At 40.3% G+C, this 17078-nt stretch carries 12 protein-coding genes and 2 pseudogenes; 6 read left to right on the top strand and 8 right to left on the bottom strand.

Features of this window, described 5'->3' with window-relative positions; translation table 11 throughout:
* Positions 1 to 97, top strand: a pseudogene (locus D0T84_RS23340) (hypothetical protein); the annotation flags it as partial.
* 289 nt (positions 98 to 386) lie between these two features.
* Here the strand turns inward: D0T84_RS23340 and D0T84_RS18185 are convergent.
* The 6 genes from D0T84_RS18185 to D0T84_RS18160 all read right to left on the bottom strand — a co-directional run bounded on the left by D0T84_RS18185 (position 387) and on the right by D0T84_RS18160 (position 9022).
* Entirely contained in the window at positions 387 to 2603 is a 2217-nt protein-coding gene (locus D0T84_RS18185; protein WP_163309281.1) for a tetratricopeptide repeat protein, read from the bottom strand.
* Positions 2604 to 2633: 30 nt separating this feature from the next.
* A complete protein-coding gene (locus tag D0T84_RS18180) occupies positions 2634 to 4910 on the bottom strand; it encodes a cation:proton antiporter (protein ID WP_163309280.1) in 2277 nt (758 codons plus the stop codon).
* A 759-nt stretch (positions 4911 to 5669) separates the two neighbouring features.
* Positions 5670 to 5870, bottom strand: coding sequence for a hypothetical protein (locus D0T84_RS23075; RefSeq protein ID WP_255495466.1), 201 nt, complete (start codon positions 5868 to 5870; stop codon positions 5670 to 5672).
* A 242-nt stretch (positions 5871 to 6112) separates the two neighbouring features.
* Complete coding sequence (locus D0T84_RS18170) at positions 6113 to 6667, bottom strand: 5-formyltetrahydrofolate cyclo-ligase (RefSeq protein WP_163309279.1); 555 nt, start codon at positions 6665 to 6667, stop codon at positions 6113 to 6115.
* A 180-nt stretch (positions 6668 to 6847) separates the two neighbouring features.
* Positions 6848 to 8572, bottom strand: a complete 1725-nt coding sequence (locus D0T84_RS18165) for a S41 family peptidase (protein ID WP_163309278.1) — start codon at positions 8570 to 8572, stop codon at positions 6848 to 6850.
* Positions 8573 to 9022 carry a dCMP deaminase family protein gene (locus D0T84_RS18160; protein ID WP_163309277.1) on the bottom strand — a complete coding sequence of 150 codons (450 nt, stop codon included), beginning with the start codon at positions 9020 to 9022 and terminating at the stop codon, positions 8573 to 8575.
* 325 nt (positions 9023 to 9347) lie between these two features.
* On the opposite strand from D0T84_RS18160, the gene D0T84_RS18155 reads away from it, so the two are divergent.
* The 5 genes and pseudogenes from D0T84_RS18155 to D0T84_RS18135 all read left to right on the top strand — a co-directional run bounded on the left by D0T84_RS18155 (position 9348) and on the right by D0T84_RS18135 (position 14849).
* On the top strand, positions 9348 to 9971 hold the full coding sequence (locus tag D0T84_RS18155) for an inorganic pyrophosphatase (protein WP_163309276.1): 624 nt from the start codon (positions 9348 to 9350) through the stop codon (positions 9969 to 9971).
* Positions 9961 to 10815, top strand: coding sequence for a metallophosphoesterase (locus D0T84_RS18150; RefSeq protein ID WP_163309275.1), 855 nt, complete (start codon positions 9961 to 9963; stop codon positions 10813 to 10815). Before D0T84_RS18155 ends, D0T84_RS18150 begins: the two co-directional genes overlap by 11 nt.
* A gap of 103 nt (positions 10816 to 10918) precedes the next feature.
* On the top strand, positions 10919 to 12073 hold the full coding sequence (locus D0T84_RS18145) for a BamA/TamA family outer membrane protein (protein ID WP_255495465.1): 1155 nt from the start codon (positions 10919 to 10921) through the stop codon (positions 12071 to 12073).
* Positions 12074 to 12086: 13 nt separating this feature from the next.
* Positions 12087 to 13799, top strand: a complete 1713-nt coding sequence (locus tag D0T84_RS18140) for a phosphoethanolamine transferase (protein WP_163309274.1) — start codon at positions 12087 to 12089, stop codon at positions 13797 to 13799.
* Between the two features lie 80 nt (positions 13800 to 13879).
* Positions 13880 to 14849, top strand: a pseudogene (locus D0T84_RS18135) (PCMD domain-containing protein).
* 20 nt (positions 14850 to 14869) lie between these two features.
* On the opposite strand, the gene D0T84_RS18130 reads toward D0T84_RS18135, so the two are convergent.
* Positions 14870 to 15586, bottom strand: coding sequence for a DUF4276 family protein (locus D0T84_RS18130; protein WP_163309273.1), 717 nt, complete (start codon positions 15584 to 15586; stop codon positions 14870 to 14872).
* Positions 15586 to 16725 (bottom strand): ATP/GTP-binding protein, encoded by a 1140-nt coding sequence (locus D0T84_RS18125; RefSeq protein WP_163309272.1) that lies wholly within the window; start codon positions 16723 to 16725, stop codon positions 15586 to 15588. Before D0T84_RS18125 ends, D0T84_RS18130 begins: the two co-directional genes overlap by 1 nt.
* Positions 16726 to 17078: the final 353 nt, after the last annotated feature.

The raw sequence follows: 17078 nt of genomic DNA, 5'->3' as shown, positions 1-17078 counted from the left end.
AAAAAGCGGAGGAAGTTTAGACGCAGGGCAGCAATAGAACCGGTTAACGCACATCTCAAATCAGACTTCAGAATGCATGAAAATTATCTCTGTGGGGAGAGGTATGTCCAAATCAATGCTCTTCTAAGTGCAACAGCCTGGAATCTCAAGAAATGGATGAAGAATCTCATTTCTTGGCTATATAATAAATGCTGCCAACCAAATGCAAATAGGCTTTTACTGATGAAAATGCTGACGAAATGAAAACTATTGCGAAACTTTTATATTCGTAAGGAGAGACTAATTGATATAGCAACCTATAGGGCTGCATGAATAGCGTAAAAACTATAGAAATTTATAACGAACTATTGCTGTATACTAGGAGCTTGTATTTAATCTATGTCTTTTTAGCCTAGCCCGTATTTTATCTGGTCAAACAGGAATGGGAATATCTTAGTATCCACCCCATGACTGATGAGGCTGTCCCTGTCGGCATCGAATAGCATGGTAAACAATTCGAAGTCATTGTCCTGATATACTGCTTTTTTGTAGTATTCTATGGCCTCTTTCATATTGCCGATACATAGCTCTACGTGTCCGGCATTGAGATAATCGTGTGTAGTAGGCTTATTTACTAGTATTTTCTGATAATACTTCTGCGACAGGTCGTATTTCTTTAATAGGAATGCCGTCCATGCAATCGGACGTTGTGCTTTCCTTCCTTTCGAATCCAGCAACTCTACTTTGAAATATGTATTCAGAGCCTGCTCGTAATCGTTCATCTCAAGGTAGCAGTGGCCTATATTCAACTCGGTATTGATATTGTCCGGCGTCAACTTTGCGGCTTTTTTATAATAGTCGAGGGATAATTCAGGCTTTTTCAGCGAACGGTATATATGGGCTATGCGCTTTATAATCCATGAATTGTTAGGTTTCAGCAAATCGGCTTGCAGGTAGGCTTCCAATGCTCCTTCCTGATTGTTGAGCATTTGCCTGCAATAACCTATTTTCTGCCATATATCGTCACTTTGGTTATCTATCTCTATCAGCTTGTTGAACACGTCGAGCGCCTCGCTGAAGTTATTCTTGTCGAAGCAATAAAAGGCTATTTTCTTCATGCTTTCCATATCGGAAATCAACGGGGCTATAGACTTCTTCTCATAGAAATTCAGGCTTAACTTAAATACATCGAAAAAGCTATTCCTGTAAGGATGCAGTTTGAAGAAGCGGTACAAGTCCTGAATATACTGGTTGGATATAATTTCATCATTAATAGCCGGATTCATGTCCTGTGCCTCTTTTTGCAACTGTTTGATCTCTTCCGATTCGGCTCCCATCTTGCCCATCATCATTTCGCGTTGGGCAGGAGAGATTTGCAACAGGCTCAGGCAGAATGAATATTTATCTGAGTTACACATATGCCCTGAGTCCAGGATGGCTGTTTTCAGCAAGTTATTGCCGCTATCGTCGGGGAATAACGGAGCGAATTCGGAATATGAGGGGTCGAAAGGTAGAAACCAGTTCCCCATTTCAGAGAAAAAAGGGAAATTCTTTAAGCTGGCAAACGTGGAATGGAATACGTCTGCACCTTCCAACTGCAAATTAGAGTATTCCTGTAGTTTTTTCCCTAAGCCCGATTCTTCGAGTTCTTTCTGCCATTCGGGATTCTTTTCGGAAAAGTCCGAATCGCCTCCCATCAGTTCCTCCATATTCAGTTTCCTGCCGGCCAGATTGTTGAACTTCATCATTTCGGGAAGGATCTCCTCCCTGATTTTTTTACTTATTTGTTCTGTCTCGCGGGAACGGATCAACTGGATTATCACACGGCGTATAGCTTTGCGGAAATCCTGATTCTCGGACATTATATCAAGCTGGTTTTGCAACTCGGGATATAATGCCCAGCGGATGTCATACATCTGCATGACGATAACCAGCCCTACGATGGCTCTGGCACGCAGTTGCATATCATCAGACATGGCGGCATTCATCAGCACCTGCACCTTCCTTGAATCGAAACGATGGAAAAGGCTCATAGTAAGCGCCGATAAAAACAGGCTTTTTTCCCTTACAGGCAAATCGGGGTTTTCCACAAAAGAGATATAATTATCCATATCTCTTTCGGTGGCGCGTGGCGAAACATAGACTTCGATAAACATATCGGAAGCAATACGTTCCCGCCTCACAGCCAAATCGCGGTTTTGATTCCTTTTTTCTTCGCCTTCTTCCAACAGGCCGATCAGGGAAAATGAATCTTTTATATCTTTCAGTTGTTTTGCGTAATCGGTCAGGGAGCTATTCTTCAGTGTGTTTATCCTGTACTTTTCGTAAAATATATTGGAGGATTCTATATTCAGCAATTCATCCACGCTGTCGTCCGTCAGCTCGTAAAGTGAGCGCAGCAGGCTTCTGTAGACATCTTCACGCCCGGGGTCTTCAACGCCCTCGAACAGGTAATGAAGCATAAATTTATAATTTGTCTCCAGTTCGCTTAGTGTACCGGATATTTTCCAGTCCTGCAAATGTACAACTAACTTTGTCAGTGACTCAAAGACATCCTTCAACTGTCTTTTTGACAGGCGCTGCAATATCTCTTTCTTAAGGGCTATTATGTCGCGATTATTCATCCTCTTTTTTTCTTTTTGTTTATCAACAGGTTAGTTAGTCAATATTAGTGTAGAGGGAGCTTCTTTCATCAGTTTTGGATTCCTGTCATCGAGTTCTATCCAGCTGTTGAGGCTGATGAGTATTAAATCCTGTTTATTCAATATATCGCTGTCTACAGGTATATTGTTGTTCCACAACTGGAACAAATACGGATTAACGGATTTAATGGCCTTTACCGATTTTACGAATTCTAAGGAGTTGTCAGCTAACCCGATAGGATCCCACAAAGTGATCCTTACATACGAGTTCTGAGCCAGACGTTCCATGAATCCTCCTACAAAAATATCATCTTCGTCAAGTATGGGAACAAAAATGTTGCGCATACTGATTAATCCTTTATCAATAAATATGCCAACCGGCATATCGCTTTTCGAAACGATAGTACGGGTATTTTCATCAAGAGGTGCAAGAAGCATGCGGCTCCATTTTTTACGGCTGCCAAATTTCATCAACAGGTAATTCGGGGTGTGTAGCAACTTATTGGAGAAGCCAAGGAATCGTTCTAAAACATTATTGCTGTCGACAAAACCTTTGAAGCCTATCAATAAGAAATCATAATCTCCTTTATTCGCTATTTTGGCTACATTGCTGCTTATATCCCCTACCACCTTGAACATGGGCGTGAAACTCTGTTGTAAGCTGTGGGCTTCTTCTTTTACAGAGTCAAAAACTTCTTCGGCTTCTTCTTCTACGCCGTACTGGTACAGGAGGTTACCTTCGGAAAGGTGAAGCATTGTAAGCTCCGAATTCGCTTGTTTCTTACGGATGAAGCTATTGGCCAGAAATAATAATTTGCGTCCGGTACGGGCACTCTTGAATGAAACAAGGATTTTGAACTTGCGTTCGACCTGTGCCTCCGCTATCTGTTTCTTCTTGAAAACTTTATCTATCAGGCTTAACAACGGAGAGGTCATAAATGTTGTTACCAATGCCATAACCACCATCATGGCGAATATCTCAGGGGTAAGAATGCCCAGATCGAGCCCTATATTTAGCACTACCAGTTCCATCAGCCCTCTGGTATTCATCAGTGCGCCGATGGTAAAGCTGTCTTTCCACGTATTGCCTACAAAACGCGCAGCAAGGGCGCTGCTTAATGATTTTCCGGCTACGGCAAGAAATATGATGCCTCCGCAGATAATCCATAAGTAAGGTTCGTTGAGTAAGCCTATCTGGGTACGTAACCCTGTGTAAACGAAAAATAGCGGCAGTAGTAGTACCAGTGCTACATCTTCAATCTTTTCGGTAAACAGGTTCCTGAAATTATAGTTTGACGGCATAATGACCCCTGCAAGGAAGGCTCCAAACAGGGCGTGTATCCCTATTACTTCGGTAGCATACGAAGAGAGGAACAGCACCATGAAAAATACGCCTATAACGGATTTGCTGATTGTCCGGTTCGAGGTCTGCATATCCGCTATACGCTTGAGAAACGGACGGACTACCCTGAACATAAGGATTACATATAATACCGCCATCATTATAACAAACAGCGCGCTGGTAACCGATCCTGCTTTAACAATGGCTATCACGGCTGCCAGCAGGCACCATGCGGTAATATCGTCTATGGCGGCACAGGTAATGATGGTGGCGCCAAGCGGGGTTTTATTGATTCCTTTTTCGTGAATTATACGCGCCATCACAGGGAAGGCGGCAATACTCATGGCGATACCCATAAACAGGGCGAAAGGAAGGAAATATGTAGTTTGATGTGTAAAACTGCCGAATAAGAAATAGGCAACCGTTACCCCTAATATAAATGCTACGGCAATGCTGGTGTGGCTGATAATAACAGCGTCATTGGCTTTGTTTTTTATCGTTCTCAGGTTGAGTTCCATCCCCACGATAAACATGAAGAGTATAAGTCCAATATTGCTTAAAAAGCGGATGGTATCTAATGACGATTCGGGGAACAGGAACTGTGAGACACCCGGGAAGTAATATCCCAGCAGTGAGGGTCCGAGAACGATACCGGCGAATATTTCCCCGATAACAGTAGGTTGCCCTATTTTCTGGCAAATCCAGCCGAAAATGCGGACAGCAAGAAGTATAATGACTATTTGTAATAGCAATACAGCAACAGGAGCGGCTATATCTTCTTTCAGGTGGTGTACAAAGTCTGTCCAGGCTGATGTTTTCGACGCTAATCCATAGACATTTTGTTTAAGTTCCAACTCCATTCTTCCCATGTGTATTATCCCATACAACAGAAGGGAAAAGATGACAAGTACGAGGGTGTAGAATATTAAGTTTTTATATTTTTTCATTCATCTACTTTGCTATATCCTTTAATTTATATAGAAGTCGTCTGGACTTTTCTATTTTGGTAATATTTTGAAATAAATACCCTCTTTGTCATTTTGATCGGAGAGAAACAGCATTCGGCGTTAGCCAATTGCAAAGCGGCAGAGCGAAGCGGAGCCAAATATCTCTTGATAAACGAGATGCTTCCTATCGTCAGCATGACAAAATGGAAAAAGAATAAAAAGTCGAGATGACTTCATATTCAGAAACTGTTTAAATTTTATACGAATATTTTATTATACCTTTTTCTTCGTTCATTTTTAGTCTGTTTTCGGCTGTTTTTTCCTTTCTCTCAACTCAAATAGCCCGCTATTATCGTTTCGAGGAAGAAAAAAAGCAGCTCTAAAACAGCTCTAAAAATTGGAACGAATAAAATTTAAACAGTTTCTCAATTCCGTGCAAATTTACTGTTTATTTCTTTATTCCTTCTCATTGTGTAAAAAAACCACACAGAACAGTTAAGATATGCTATGATTTTTTAACAAGTATTTCATCGATATGTACCCCGTCCATATCTACAATTTCGAATGAAAACCTTTCCATTTCACTGTTCTCCCTGTTTTCGGAGTATGGCTTAACTTATCTGGCAAATGCCCGCTGATTGTGTTATAGCCGTATTTGTGATACAGGTCGTTCATCCTGAAATAAGTAAGGAAGTTATAGAATGAACACTGGCCATCTACGAGGCGGCTACCGTCCTGTCGCTGGATAATACCAGATTCTTACAGTAGGTCGAGGATGGTTTCCGCAAAGGCTTCGGGTATATACTTGAGTGTAACAACATCTTTTTCCGTGCCAAATTCATCACAGACCAAAGCGTATGATATTATATTTATTTGATATTTATTCAGAGCCTGTTTAGCATAACAGGTAGTTTCAAGTTTTATATTAGAGTTTATATTCAATAAAAGAGTAAGATGCATATTTTTAGGAGTTTTAGTTGCCACGACTTTCAAGTCGTGGATAATAATACAGATAGAAAACGACTTTAGTCAAAACATTTTGGCTAAAGCCATTATCTGATTAGACTATTATCCTCCAGCTAAAGCAGCAGGCAATTAAATCACAGAGAATAAACCATATATAATCTTATTGAATATAAACTCTATTATTTTTGTCATGTACTTAGATAAAATCTAAACGGACTCTGGATTAATCCGGCAATCTACCATATTAACTCATTTTCGGATACTATATAATTCATTTTTATATCGTTAGCTCCAGCCGGAATATTATCGAATAACTGGAAATCAAAACAAATACCCATTTTAGGTGCAGGAATATTAGGCAGGAAGCGATCGTAGAACCCCTTTCCCCTTCCCAAACGGTTCATACTGCGGTCGAAAGCAACCCCCGGAACAATTATAAGATCAACTTTCCTGTAATCCGTAAAGTCCTCTCCTATAGGTTCCATTATGCCATAGGCTGATTGCTGGAATCCTGTAGCATGTGTGCATTCCCTGAATACAATATCTTCGCTGACAACTACAGGCAGATAAAATTTCTTCTCGCTACCCCAACGACGGATAAAATCATAGGTCTGAACCTCATCATCCAAATTATTGTATATGAATATTGTCTTAGCATCCTGAAAAACACCAGTAATTTCCAATACGGACAATACTTCTTCCGAACGTTCATACAGATCATCCGGAGAACATTTTTTTTTCAATAAGGATACTTCTTTCCGCAGCTTATCTTTCTCTTGGGATATATTCATTTGCTAAATAGGAGGCTTATATTTATAGTATATGTTTTCTTTAACAAAAATACGGTTCTTTTCTTAAAACACAACATTTCTTTCGAAAGAGACTAATTCAATCACTGCCTTTTTCTCTTTTACAGCAAAAAGGATAAGAGTTTGCACCCCTATCCTTCTTCTATATTCTTACTGTAAAGATTACTTATATGCACCTTTTGCCACGGCATCAGGGGTGGCCTTATTAGCCTTTATCAGTCTAACAGCCTCTTTTATCATCGACTCATCCCTTTGAAATAGCTGATAGAAACCATCTTCGCCAAAGATATTGCGTATAATAAATGCTTCCAGCTGGGTTTGCAGCAACTTTCGGGATTCCTCTATCAAATACGGTTGACGGCGTATTGCCTTCGTATAAGCATAATCAGCCAGATTATCTACAAGCGGTTGGGTCGACAAGTATTTTGCAGCTTCCTTCCATGTCTTAAAGCTGTTTAGTTTCTCCCTGTTCTTTTCGGTATATACATAGCTGTATTCTCTTAGCAGGCCTTTATTAGCCACCCTCATATAATATGAATTGACACCTACAGTATCGCGGGGAACAAAAACATCTGCAAGAATACCATCATCGCCGTATACAGGCCTTCCTCCCGTAGTATGGAACAATGGCAGGTTGTCCAGCTTTATACTGTCCCTATTATCAAATTCTCCGCGGCTATATCTGTTATACAAATCCATACTATAATTCTCCCGGTTTCCCCTCTCGTAGGCCTTCTGTACACATCTGCCCGACGGTGTATGGTATCGTGCTATAGTGAGACGCATAGCCGAACCATCATCAAATTTATACTGGGTTTGTACCAATCCCTTACCAAATGAACGACGCCCAACAATGAGGCCTCTGTCATTATCCTGTATTGCCCCGGCGAAAATCTCACTGGCAGAAGCACTTGTTTCATCCAGCAGGACGACAATCTGGCTTGTTTTGCATGTACCGGAATTATCCGAGAAATAGTTTTCGCGCGGGTAAGCGCGCCCCTCTGTATATAATATAAGATTGCCGCTCGAAAGGAATTCATTTACCATCCTGATGGCGGCTTCCATGTATCCACCCGTATTTTGTTGGAGGTCTATAATGAAAGATTCGCAACCCTCATATCTGAGCTTGGCTATAGCCGTGATAAACTCATTATATGTAGTACTTCCGAATTTGCTTACCTTTATATATCCTATTTTATCATCTACCTTATATGATGTATCCACACTCTTTACCGGAACAAAAGCCCTGGTAACTACAAATGGAATCAACTCCTCCCTGTCGCGTCTCTTTATCCCCAGTTTGATCTTTGTATTCTCAGGCCCTTTAAGCGTACTGAAAACAGTATTCTCCGTTAGTTTTTTACCTACGAACAGTGTATCTGCAACCGTTACCACCCTGTCGCCCGGTTTTATACCAACGGCCTCAGATGGTCCTCCCGGTATAGCATTTACAATAGTCAGCGTATCGTTCAGTATAAGAAACTCTACGCCTATACCACTGAAATGACCTTCGAGTTCGTCCCCTTTACGCATCATGGTCTCTGCGGAAATATAATCCGAATGAGGATCCAGCCCTGTCAAAACGGTAGGGATAGCCTCCTCTATCAGTTCATTCACATTTACTGTGTCTACGTATGCCTGATTGATATATTCGAGCACAGTATCCAGTTTATTCCTTTTCTTACTTAGCCAGCCAGACCCGGAACCAAAAACAGAAAACATATTGCCAATAAAAATACCGGCAGCGATGCTCACTGCAATAATTAATGGTAACCAAATATATATTTTTTTACTGCGGTTTTGTTGTTTCACTTTACCTCTATCGGCTGATGCAGTTTTGGTTGATTCTTCCAAGCTTTTGTTCAAATCTTTATCGCCTTCTTCCATTTAATCTTTTGATTCCTCTATGTTTGTTTCTATATCTATATATACGACATCTACTCCGGCTCTCTCAAGAAGCGAAGCTCCATCGGTACGCCTGTATTTCTGATTGTATACAACACGCTTTATGCCAGCCTGTATGATGAGTTTAGCACATTCTATACATGGCGAAGTAGTCACATACATGGTAGCTCCCAGACTGCTGTTATGCGAACAGGCTACTTTCGTTATCGCATTCGCCTCAGCATGTAACACATACGCTTTTGTTTCATCATTTTCGTCTTCGCATACATTCTCAAAACCCGAAGGGGTTCCGTTATATCCGTCAGATATAATCATTTTGTCTTTTACGATCAGGGCACCTACTTTTCTGCGTCTGCAATAAGAATTTTCGGCCCATATCGCCGCCATTCTCATGTAACGCTCGTCGAGCAACCTTTGCTTATTATCGCTCATTATCTTTGCGTTCTAAAATTTGAACACAAATATAATGAAAAGTTCACGACTTAGAGCCTGTTTAAATTTTATACGAATATTTTATTGAGTCTGTTTTCCGCTGTTTTTTTCCTTTCTCTCAACTCAACCAACAGCCACAGGAGCGAAGCGTATGTAAAAAAGCATCTCTAAAACATCTCTATAAATTTGAACGAATAAAATTTAGTACATGACAATAAATAGGTCTGTGACCTTAGTCTATTTTTAAACAGTTTTAGGAGATACGGAATTATTGATGTAAATTTGCACCGAAATATGATATATAACACAAGTTTTTTTAATAAGAATGAACGATCATCAATTTAAAGCCCATCCCTGGCACGGTATAAGTGCAGGAAACAATGCCCCGCAAGTAGTTACTTGCTTCATAGAAATAGTACCAACTGATACAGTTAAATACGAAGTAGATAAAGAAACTGGATACCTTAGTATAGACAGGCCTCAGAAATATTCGAACATTATACCCGCCCTTTACGGATTTATACCGCAAACATACAGTGCCGATCTTGTAGCCGAACTCACAAATAAAGAACTGAACAGAACCGACATTGAGGGAGACAACGACCCTGTGGATATCTGTGTGCTTACTGAAAAAGATATAACCCACGGCGACATAATCGTAAAGGCCCGACCTATCGGAGGCTTCCGGTTGCTGGACCATAACAAAGCCGATGACAAGCTTATAGCCGTACTCGAGAATGACGCGATATATGGCTCCTACAAAGATATTACAGATGTGCCGCCAATGGTTATCGACCGGCTGAAACACTATTTTACAACCTATAAAGATTTACCCGGCGACAAATCGCCACGCTGCATACTTACCGGGATATATGATGTAAAAATGGCTCATGAGGTTATACGCCGCTCTATAAAAGATTACGAAAACGAATACAAGAGTGATAAGTAGGAAGAAGAAATATCTGTCTTATTGTGTGCTTGCCGTTTTCGTCGTTGCTTGCATTTGCCTCGTATACGGCTATTTCGAAGCCCGGAATATAAAGCTTAAAGAAGTAACTTATTTAGATAAGGATATTCCGGATGCTTTTGCCGGTAAAAAGATAATCTTTATATCGGATATTCATTCCAATAAATATTTTACATCAAAAGACGTCGCCAAGCTTGTAGAAAGAATCAATGAACGCAACCCCGACATTATCGTCATAGGAGGCGACAATACATTAAAAGACTCAATATATTTTCGCCCCTTTTTCAGGGAGATAAAAAAACTGAAAAGCAAATACGGAGTATATACCGTTTTGGGCAATCATGACTATTGGGAAGATGCAAAACTGATTCAGCAAAGCTTTATTAATTGCGGATTTAATATTTGTGACAACCAATCTTACTGGATAAAGGAAGGAAATGACAGTATCAAGATTGGCGGTGTAGGCGAGTTCTGGGAAGATACTCAAATACTGGATAATACGACGGATGATATAAAACCCAGCGATTTTTGCATTTTATTGTCCCATAATCCGGACTACATGGAAATGATGAATTCCGATTTGGTAGACCTTATGCTTTCGGGACATACACACGCCGGCCAGATAACACTCTTCGGATTACATGCGCCCATAATGCCCAGTACATGGCACCCCGAATACATACAAACCGGACAAAAATACAGGTATGGATGGAAAGAAAAAGGTAAAACCAAACTCTATGTAACCTCCGGTATAGGTATGGGAGGCATTCCGTTTCGCTTTTTCGCCCAGCCTGAAATTGTTGAAATTACCCTAAAACAGGATTAGCCAAGCTGTTGAGTGAATATTGTTTAAAAAATGCTATTTTTCTCAAATAAAAAATGAACATTCGTTCATTTTTTGCTGTTATTTATAGAAATTGCAGGATATTATGGATATGAACAATCGCTTACTGAACATTATTATATTAACTTTTGCTATCACAGGAAATATATACGCCCAGTCGCCCGTCGATTCTTCGAATGTAGAGCAGAACAAGGGGCTTTTCAAAAAAATATATGAATATTTTGAAAAGTCTAACGAGGTAGACAATGACAAACGTTTCGATATCTCCTTCATTGGTGGTCCTCACTACTCCAGCGATACCAAGTTGGGGCTGGGACTGGTTGCTTCCGGCTTATATCGTATTGACCGGAATGACCTGAGTATCTCTCCTTCAAACATTTCGTTATACGGAGACTTTACCACTTCCGGATTCTATATGCTGGGAATCAGTGGTAATACCATATTCCCAAAAGACAATTACCGTCTGGATATGGACATGTTCTTTTCGTCTATGCCCAGTAAATATTGGGGTATAGGGTACGAGAAAGCCCGGGACAAAGATAATTACTCGAAGTACACTAAAAAGGAGGTGCAAATAAAAGTCGATTTCCTGAAAAAACTGGCTAAATATACATACATCGGTGTAACAGGGATGGGACAGCATGTCAGGGGGGCCAGTTTTAAAGACACGGATTTCCTCGATGGAGAAAGCCGGAACAATACGGCTGTGGGTGGAGGTATCATTATATCCTATGACTCCAGAGATTTTATACCCAACCCCTATAAAGGGCTTTATCTGAAACTCGAACAGAACTTCTATCCGAAGTTTCTCGGTAGTTCAAGCAACTTCAACAGAACTGATTTTATAGCACGATACTATACACCTGTGTGGAAGGGCGGTATTCTGGCTTTTGACCTGCAAGGCGTGTTCAACAATGGGAATGTACCGTGGAGCATGGCCGCGTTACTCGGTAGCTCATACCAGATGAGAGGCTACTACAAAGGACAGTACCGTGATAAAAAACTGCTACAGACGCAGGTTGAACTCAGGCAAAGAGTATATAAAAGAAGCGGAGCCGTAATATGGGCGGGCGCAGGCAATATATTCCCCGATTTTGATGAATTTAAATGGAGCCATACATTGCCGACATTTGGTATCGGATACAGGTGGGAATTCAAAAACAGGGTAAATATACGTCTCGATTATGGGATCGGCAAAGGACAATCCGCTTTTTATTTTAATATAAATGAGGCATTCTGACCTGAACTGACCAATGAACTCAAATTTAGTAAAACATACAAATAAGTTTTTAGACTCACCTAAAAAACTACTTTGGTTTTATATTATCCTGAATATAATACCCGGCATCTTCCTGATATTTACCGAACCATTCAACGTTTATGGGAAAATCATACTTATATTATTTCCATCAGGTTTATATTTTATCATCTTTACATTATCACGAAATACCGGATTAATACAGTTAATACTAATATTCCTGCTTATAATACACGCCTTCCAGTTAGTCGTATTTTATCTGTTCGGGGAGGATGTCATCGCAGTGGATATGTTTCTCAATGTGGTAACGACAAATCCATCCGAAGCCGGAGAGTTGCTCAACAGCCTGTGGCCTTCCATTATCTTTGTTTGCGTGTTGTATATACCGGCTATTATTATAGCTATATTACAGTTCAGGCGCAAAGTGTATTTAGATAGCGCATACAGGAAAAAGATGATAGTTTCCGGATCTGCCTTAATCCTATGCTCTATTCTGCTTTCTCTCTTAGCAAAGGACAAGAATACGGATAAATACACGTTTCACGAAAATGTATATCCGGTCAATGTATTTTATAACCTGGGATTTGCCGTTAACAAATGGCACAAAAGCAACCTTTATCTTACCACGTCAAAGGATTTCACTTTCGATGCTAAAAGAGAGGTATCAGCCGGACAAAGGGAGATATATGTGCTCGTCATAGGGGAAACCAGCAGGGCTGAGAATTGGAGTCTGTATGGATATGAACGGGAAACAACACCACAACTGAAGCAAAAACAAGGCCTGGTATTCTTCGATGATGCCATCACACAGTCCAATACTACTCACAAGAGTGTTTCCATAATGTTGTCTGCGGCTTCTGCTGAGAACTATGGTATTGTATATGAGCAGAAAAGCATCATTGAAGCATTTAAGGAAGTAGGATTTACTACCGCTTTCCTTTCAAATCAGGGTGCTAACAATACATTTACGCAATACTTTGCCGAAAGTGCCGATTACTATAGGAATATACGTTCTGTGGGTACGAAACTGGTTACTGTAGAAAACTATGACGATGCCCTGTTGCCCATTTTCAGGCATTGTATAGATTCCATACAGAATAATCTCCTCGTTGTGATGCATACCTATGGTTCACACTTCAATTATCAGGAACGGTATCCAAAAAGGTTTTCCAGGTTCAAACCGGATAATGTAACTGAAATAACGCGGAAAGAGAAGGAAAAGCTACTGAACGCCTATGATAATACAATCCTATATACTGATGATTTTCTCGCTCAAATCACAGATATACTGGAAAGTACAGAAAGCTGCTCCGCTATGCTTTATGCTTCCGATCACGGCGAAGATATACTGGACGATGATCGTATGAAGTTTCTGCATGCATCGCCTAACCCTACAATCTACCAGCTAAGGATACCGATGTTTGTCTGGTTCTCTGAAAATTACCGGACTGATTTCCCTGCGAAAGTCGATGCGGCTAAAACAAATAAAGTCAAGCCTGTGGCAACAAATGCCATGTTCCATACATTACTGGATATTGCATCCATTAAGACAAGTTACCTGAAAGAGGATTTGTCGTTGGTAAACCCGTCATTTAAAATCGCGAAAAGGATGTATCTGGGAGACCACGACAATCCGGTGTTCTTCTATAATGCAAACCTGAAAAAAGAGGACAAAATGATGATTGATAAAAGAAATATCCATCATTAAAGACTGAAAAACAGGCTCTTATTCATATACTATTAAAGTCTATCTATGCCTTAAAATTAAATCACATAAATGTAAATATCATGGTACTAATCAAGAAAAAGCAGATATTGATTATGTTGATAAGCTTCATTTCACTGTCTGCATCAGCACAAAATGAAACAGTAACCCCCATCCCCTACGGGGATATGAACCAATGGATGGTACGCAAGATAACCGAATCGAAAGTGATAGGCGGAAACACCAAATACCTGTACGAAATTGCTACAGGTGATACGCTGGTTGACAAAGCCTACAAAAACACGAAGTCCCCCTGGGCTACGTCTTCCGTCCTGGCTAAAGTGAAAGGGGTAACCAAAACAAGTATAACCGTATTCCCCGAAAAAAAGGGATAATGGCTATTGTGCCCGTTTGGAAACCCGTATCGAAGAATGCAGGGTATTAGGCCTGTTCAGCATAAATGTATTGGCCAGCGGTACAATCTTTCTGGGCGAAATGGTAGAGCCCATCACAGGTACGGATAATCCGCAAAGTAAGTTAGTAACCGGAATTGCCTTTACCGGACGCCCCAACGCTTTAGAGTATGACTATAAAGTAACTACCGGAGGGCTCAGCATAAAAGCCACAGGATTTAGCAAGCAGTCGAAATTACAGGAGAAAGACATGGCTGAAACCCAGCTGTTATTACAGCACCGGTGGGAAGACGCCAATGGCAATGTATATGCAAAACGTGTAGCTACAGCTTGGGAACGGTTCGACAAGACTGCCGATACATGGCAAAACAAACATCGCCTACAGATACATTACGGGGATATTTCCTCCCAGAGCATATTTCGCCCGTATATGGGATTGAAAAACGGGGAAAAGGCTTATTATACACGAAACAGCAAAGGTAAGATGGTGCCTATTCAGGAAACCGGCTGGGCTGATGCCGCCGAGGAGGTTACACATATCGTCTTACAGTTTTCGTCAAGCAACGGAGGCGCTTATACAGGGAATACAGACAGCCGCTTCTGGATAGACAATGTGAAACTGGTATATAACACAAAATGAATAAGATAAAGGAGGGAGAATCAGTTTTTTCCTCCTTTAAAATTTTCTATCACTTTCAACAGTTTATCAAGCGAGCTTATATCATAACGCAACTGATGGCGTATATTACCAAAATCAAGTTTGTTAACCACCCGTAACGTTGTAGTAAATTTTTTCGTATACGACTTGCCCACAAGCCTGTAGATATTATCCAAATCCTTAGCCGGATGTACCCTTGTCTCCGAGTTAACGGAGTAAGGATCGAAGCCCAACTTTTCTTTAATATACCGTCCGGTCAGCCGCTTGTCTATTTTCCTGAAGTGATTGGTTTCGGCCATAAACCATGCTTCTATTTCGTGCACAGCTATTATTATATCAAAGTACGGTGCATCAGCCTTCAGCTTGTTTGGCAGAAAGCGCAAACCTTTTTCCAGCCTTTCCAGTTCATCGATAGGTATAGGATACAAGTCGCGCAGACCGATTATCATCTCATACCCCTTGCTACGCAGGTTCGAGATGTTTTCAAGTATCTCAGACTTAACCCTGTTATCCGACCCGCAATCAAATATCAGAACTTCATATCGCGGATTACGCGAAAACGAAGAGTTCCTTACAATTTCCTGTTTAGGTATATTCGTCCCTCCCCGAAATTGTTTTTGTATAATATTAATCTGACTGGTGCCAAGGATTTCCTTTATCAAGCGATTTACAAAAATCTGCTCAGTCTGTCCTTCAACAAAAAAAGCAATTCGTTTCATCAATCGTTATTATCCTCATCCATTATGCCAAATCCTTTACGGTAAAAGTCTGTGGCTAAGAAATCAAAATTATTCAGTCCCGTATATTTAAAGTCATCGAAAACATCTTTCGAATTTGTGTAATCGTAAAATATGGATTTACTGTATTCGCGTCCGATCACAGTCCAGTAACGGAGTGGTATCTGATTCATTATATGCCTGTCGTTTGTTGTCATAAAAAACTGCATATTAGACTTATTTACCTTCTTAATTACAATATCGGTTACCTTTTTGGAGCTTTCAAAGTCGAGTCCTTCCCCAATATCGTCTATCAGCATACAAAAAGATAAATCCATCAACCGTGCATAGCCCAGCATGATAAACAATGATAAGGCCCTGAACATACCCTGCGACATTTCTTTCTGCGAAACCGTGTATTCACCTTCTTCCTCAATGCTAAGCCCGTACCAGCCGTCTTTTTCCTCAATGTCAATATCCGACACATAGTACCCCAACTCTTGCATACCTGATACAATATCCGAGACAAAAACTTCTCCAAACTGTTCCCTTCCTTTATGAAAGGTATATATCAGTACATCAGGGTCGTCAATCTCCCTGTCGTTTTCGTTTATCTGAGTGTAATCCTTTACCAAGCGGCTCTTTTCCAGCTGATTTGCAAACAAGTAATTCTTGAGAGACCTCCCCCACTCTACAAATTCTTCAAAATAGGGTTTATCATCCTGATCGCACAAAACAATTGCAAGCTGATATTCAGGAATATTGAATGGGATATTATTGTTGCCGGAATCAAGCAATATATTATTATTACGGTCAAGCAACACCTTATTATCTTTCGATAATATTTCACTTACAATCTTTCGGTCCTTAAATGCAAAAATATACTTATATGTACTCTCATCTTCCGTGAAGATCAATTCAAAGTCTTCACTGGGACTAAAAGCCTGCTTAAGATTGGTATGTCCCGAAAGCAGGTTTGCTATCTCCCTGATTACATTCAAGGTACGGCTTTTACCCGAAGCATTTTTGCCTACCAGCAGATTGAGGTTACCAAAATAGGCATAATCATCATTATTACCTATAATATGCCATTCGCGGGGCTCCCCTGCATAGCGTGTATATTTTAAAGCTTTAATTATCATTTACCCAAGTTTTATCTTCAAATATACACTTTTTATAAGAAAGAAACCAAAAACTACAGGGTATTGAATGTCGCTGCATTCAATTTTATTTATTTTTTCACATATTATTTGTGTATGCCCGTATTGTAGGAGCAAACCTGTATGTCCGCCCGTTGCCTTCAGATAGACATAGAAGAAAAAGTGACAAAGGTGACACCTATTTTTACTTTTTATAATGTAACTTTTATTCACTGGAATATTATATCAAAGAACCCTTTATGCATATTCCGGCGATACCCACCCAGTGATTCCGGTGATACCCACCCACTCACTGTGCAAATTAGTCTGACAAAATTACCGTTTTTTTCTTAAGC

This window comes from Dysgonomonas sp. 521, assembly GCF_010501055.1.
GTDB lineage: Bacteria > Bacteroidota > Bacteroidia > Bacteroidales > Dysgonomonadaceae > Dysgonomonas.
Note: the sequence above shows the minus strand (reverse complement) of the source record. Positions and strands in the feature narration are given on the sequence as shown.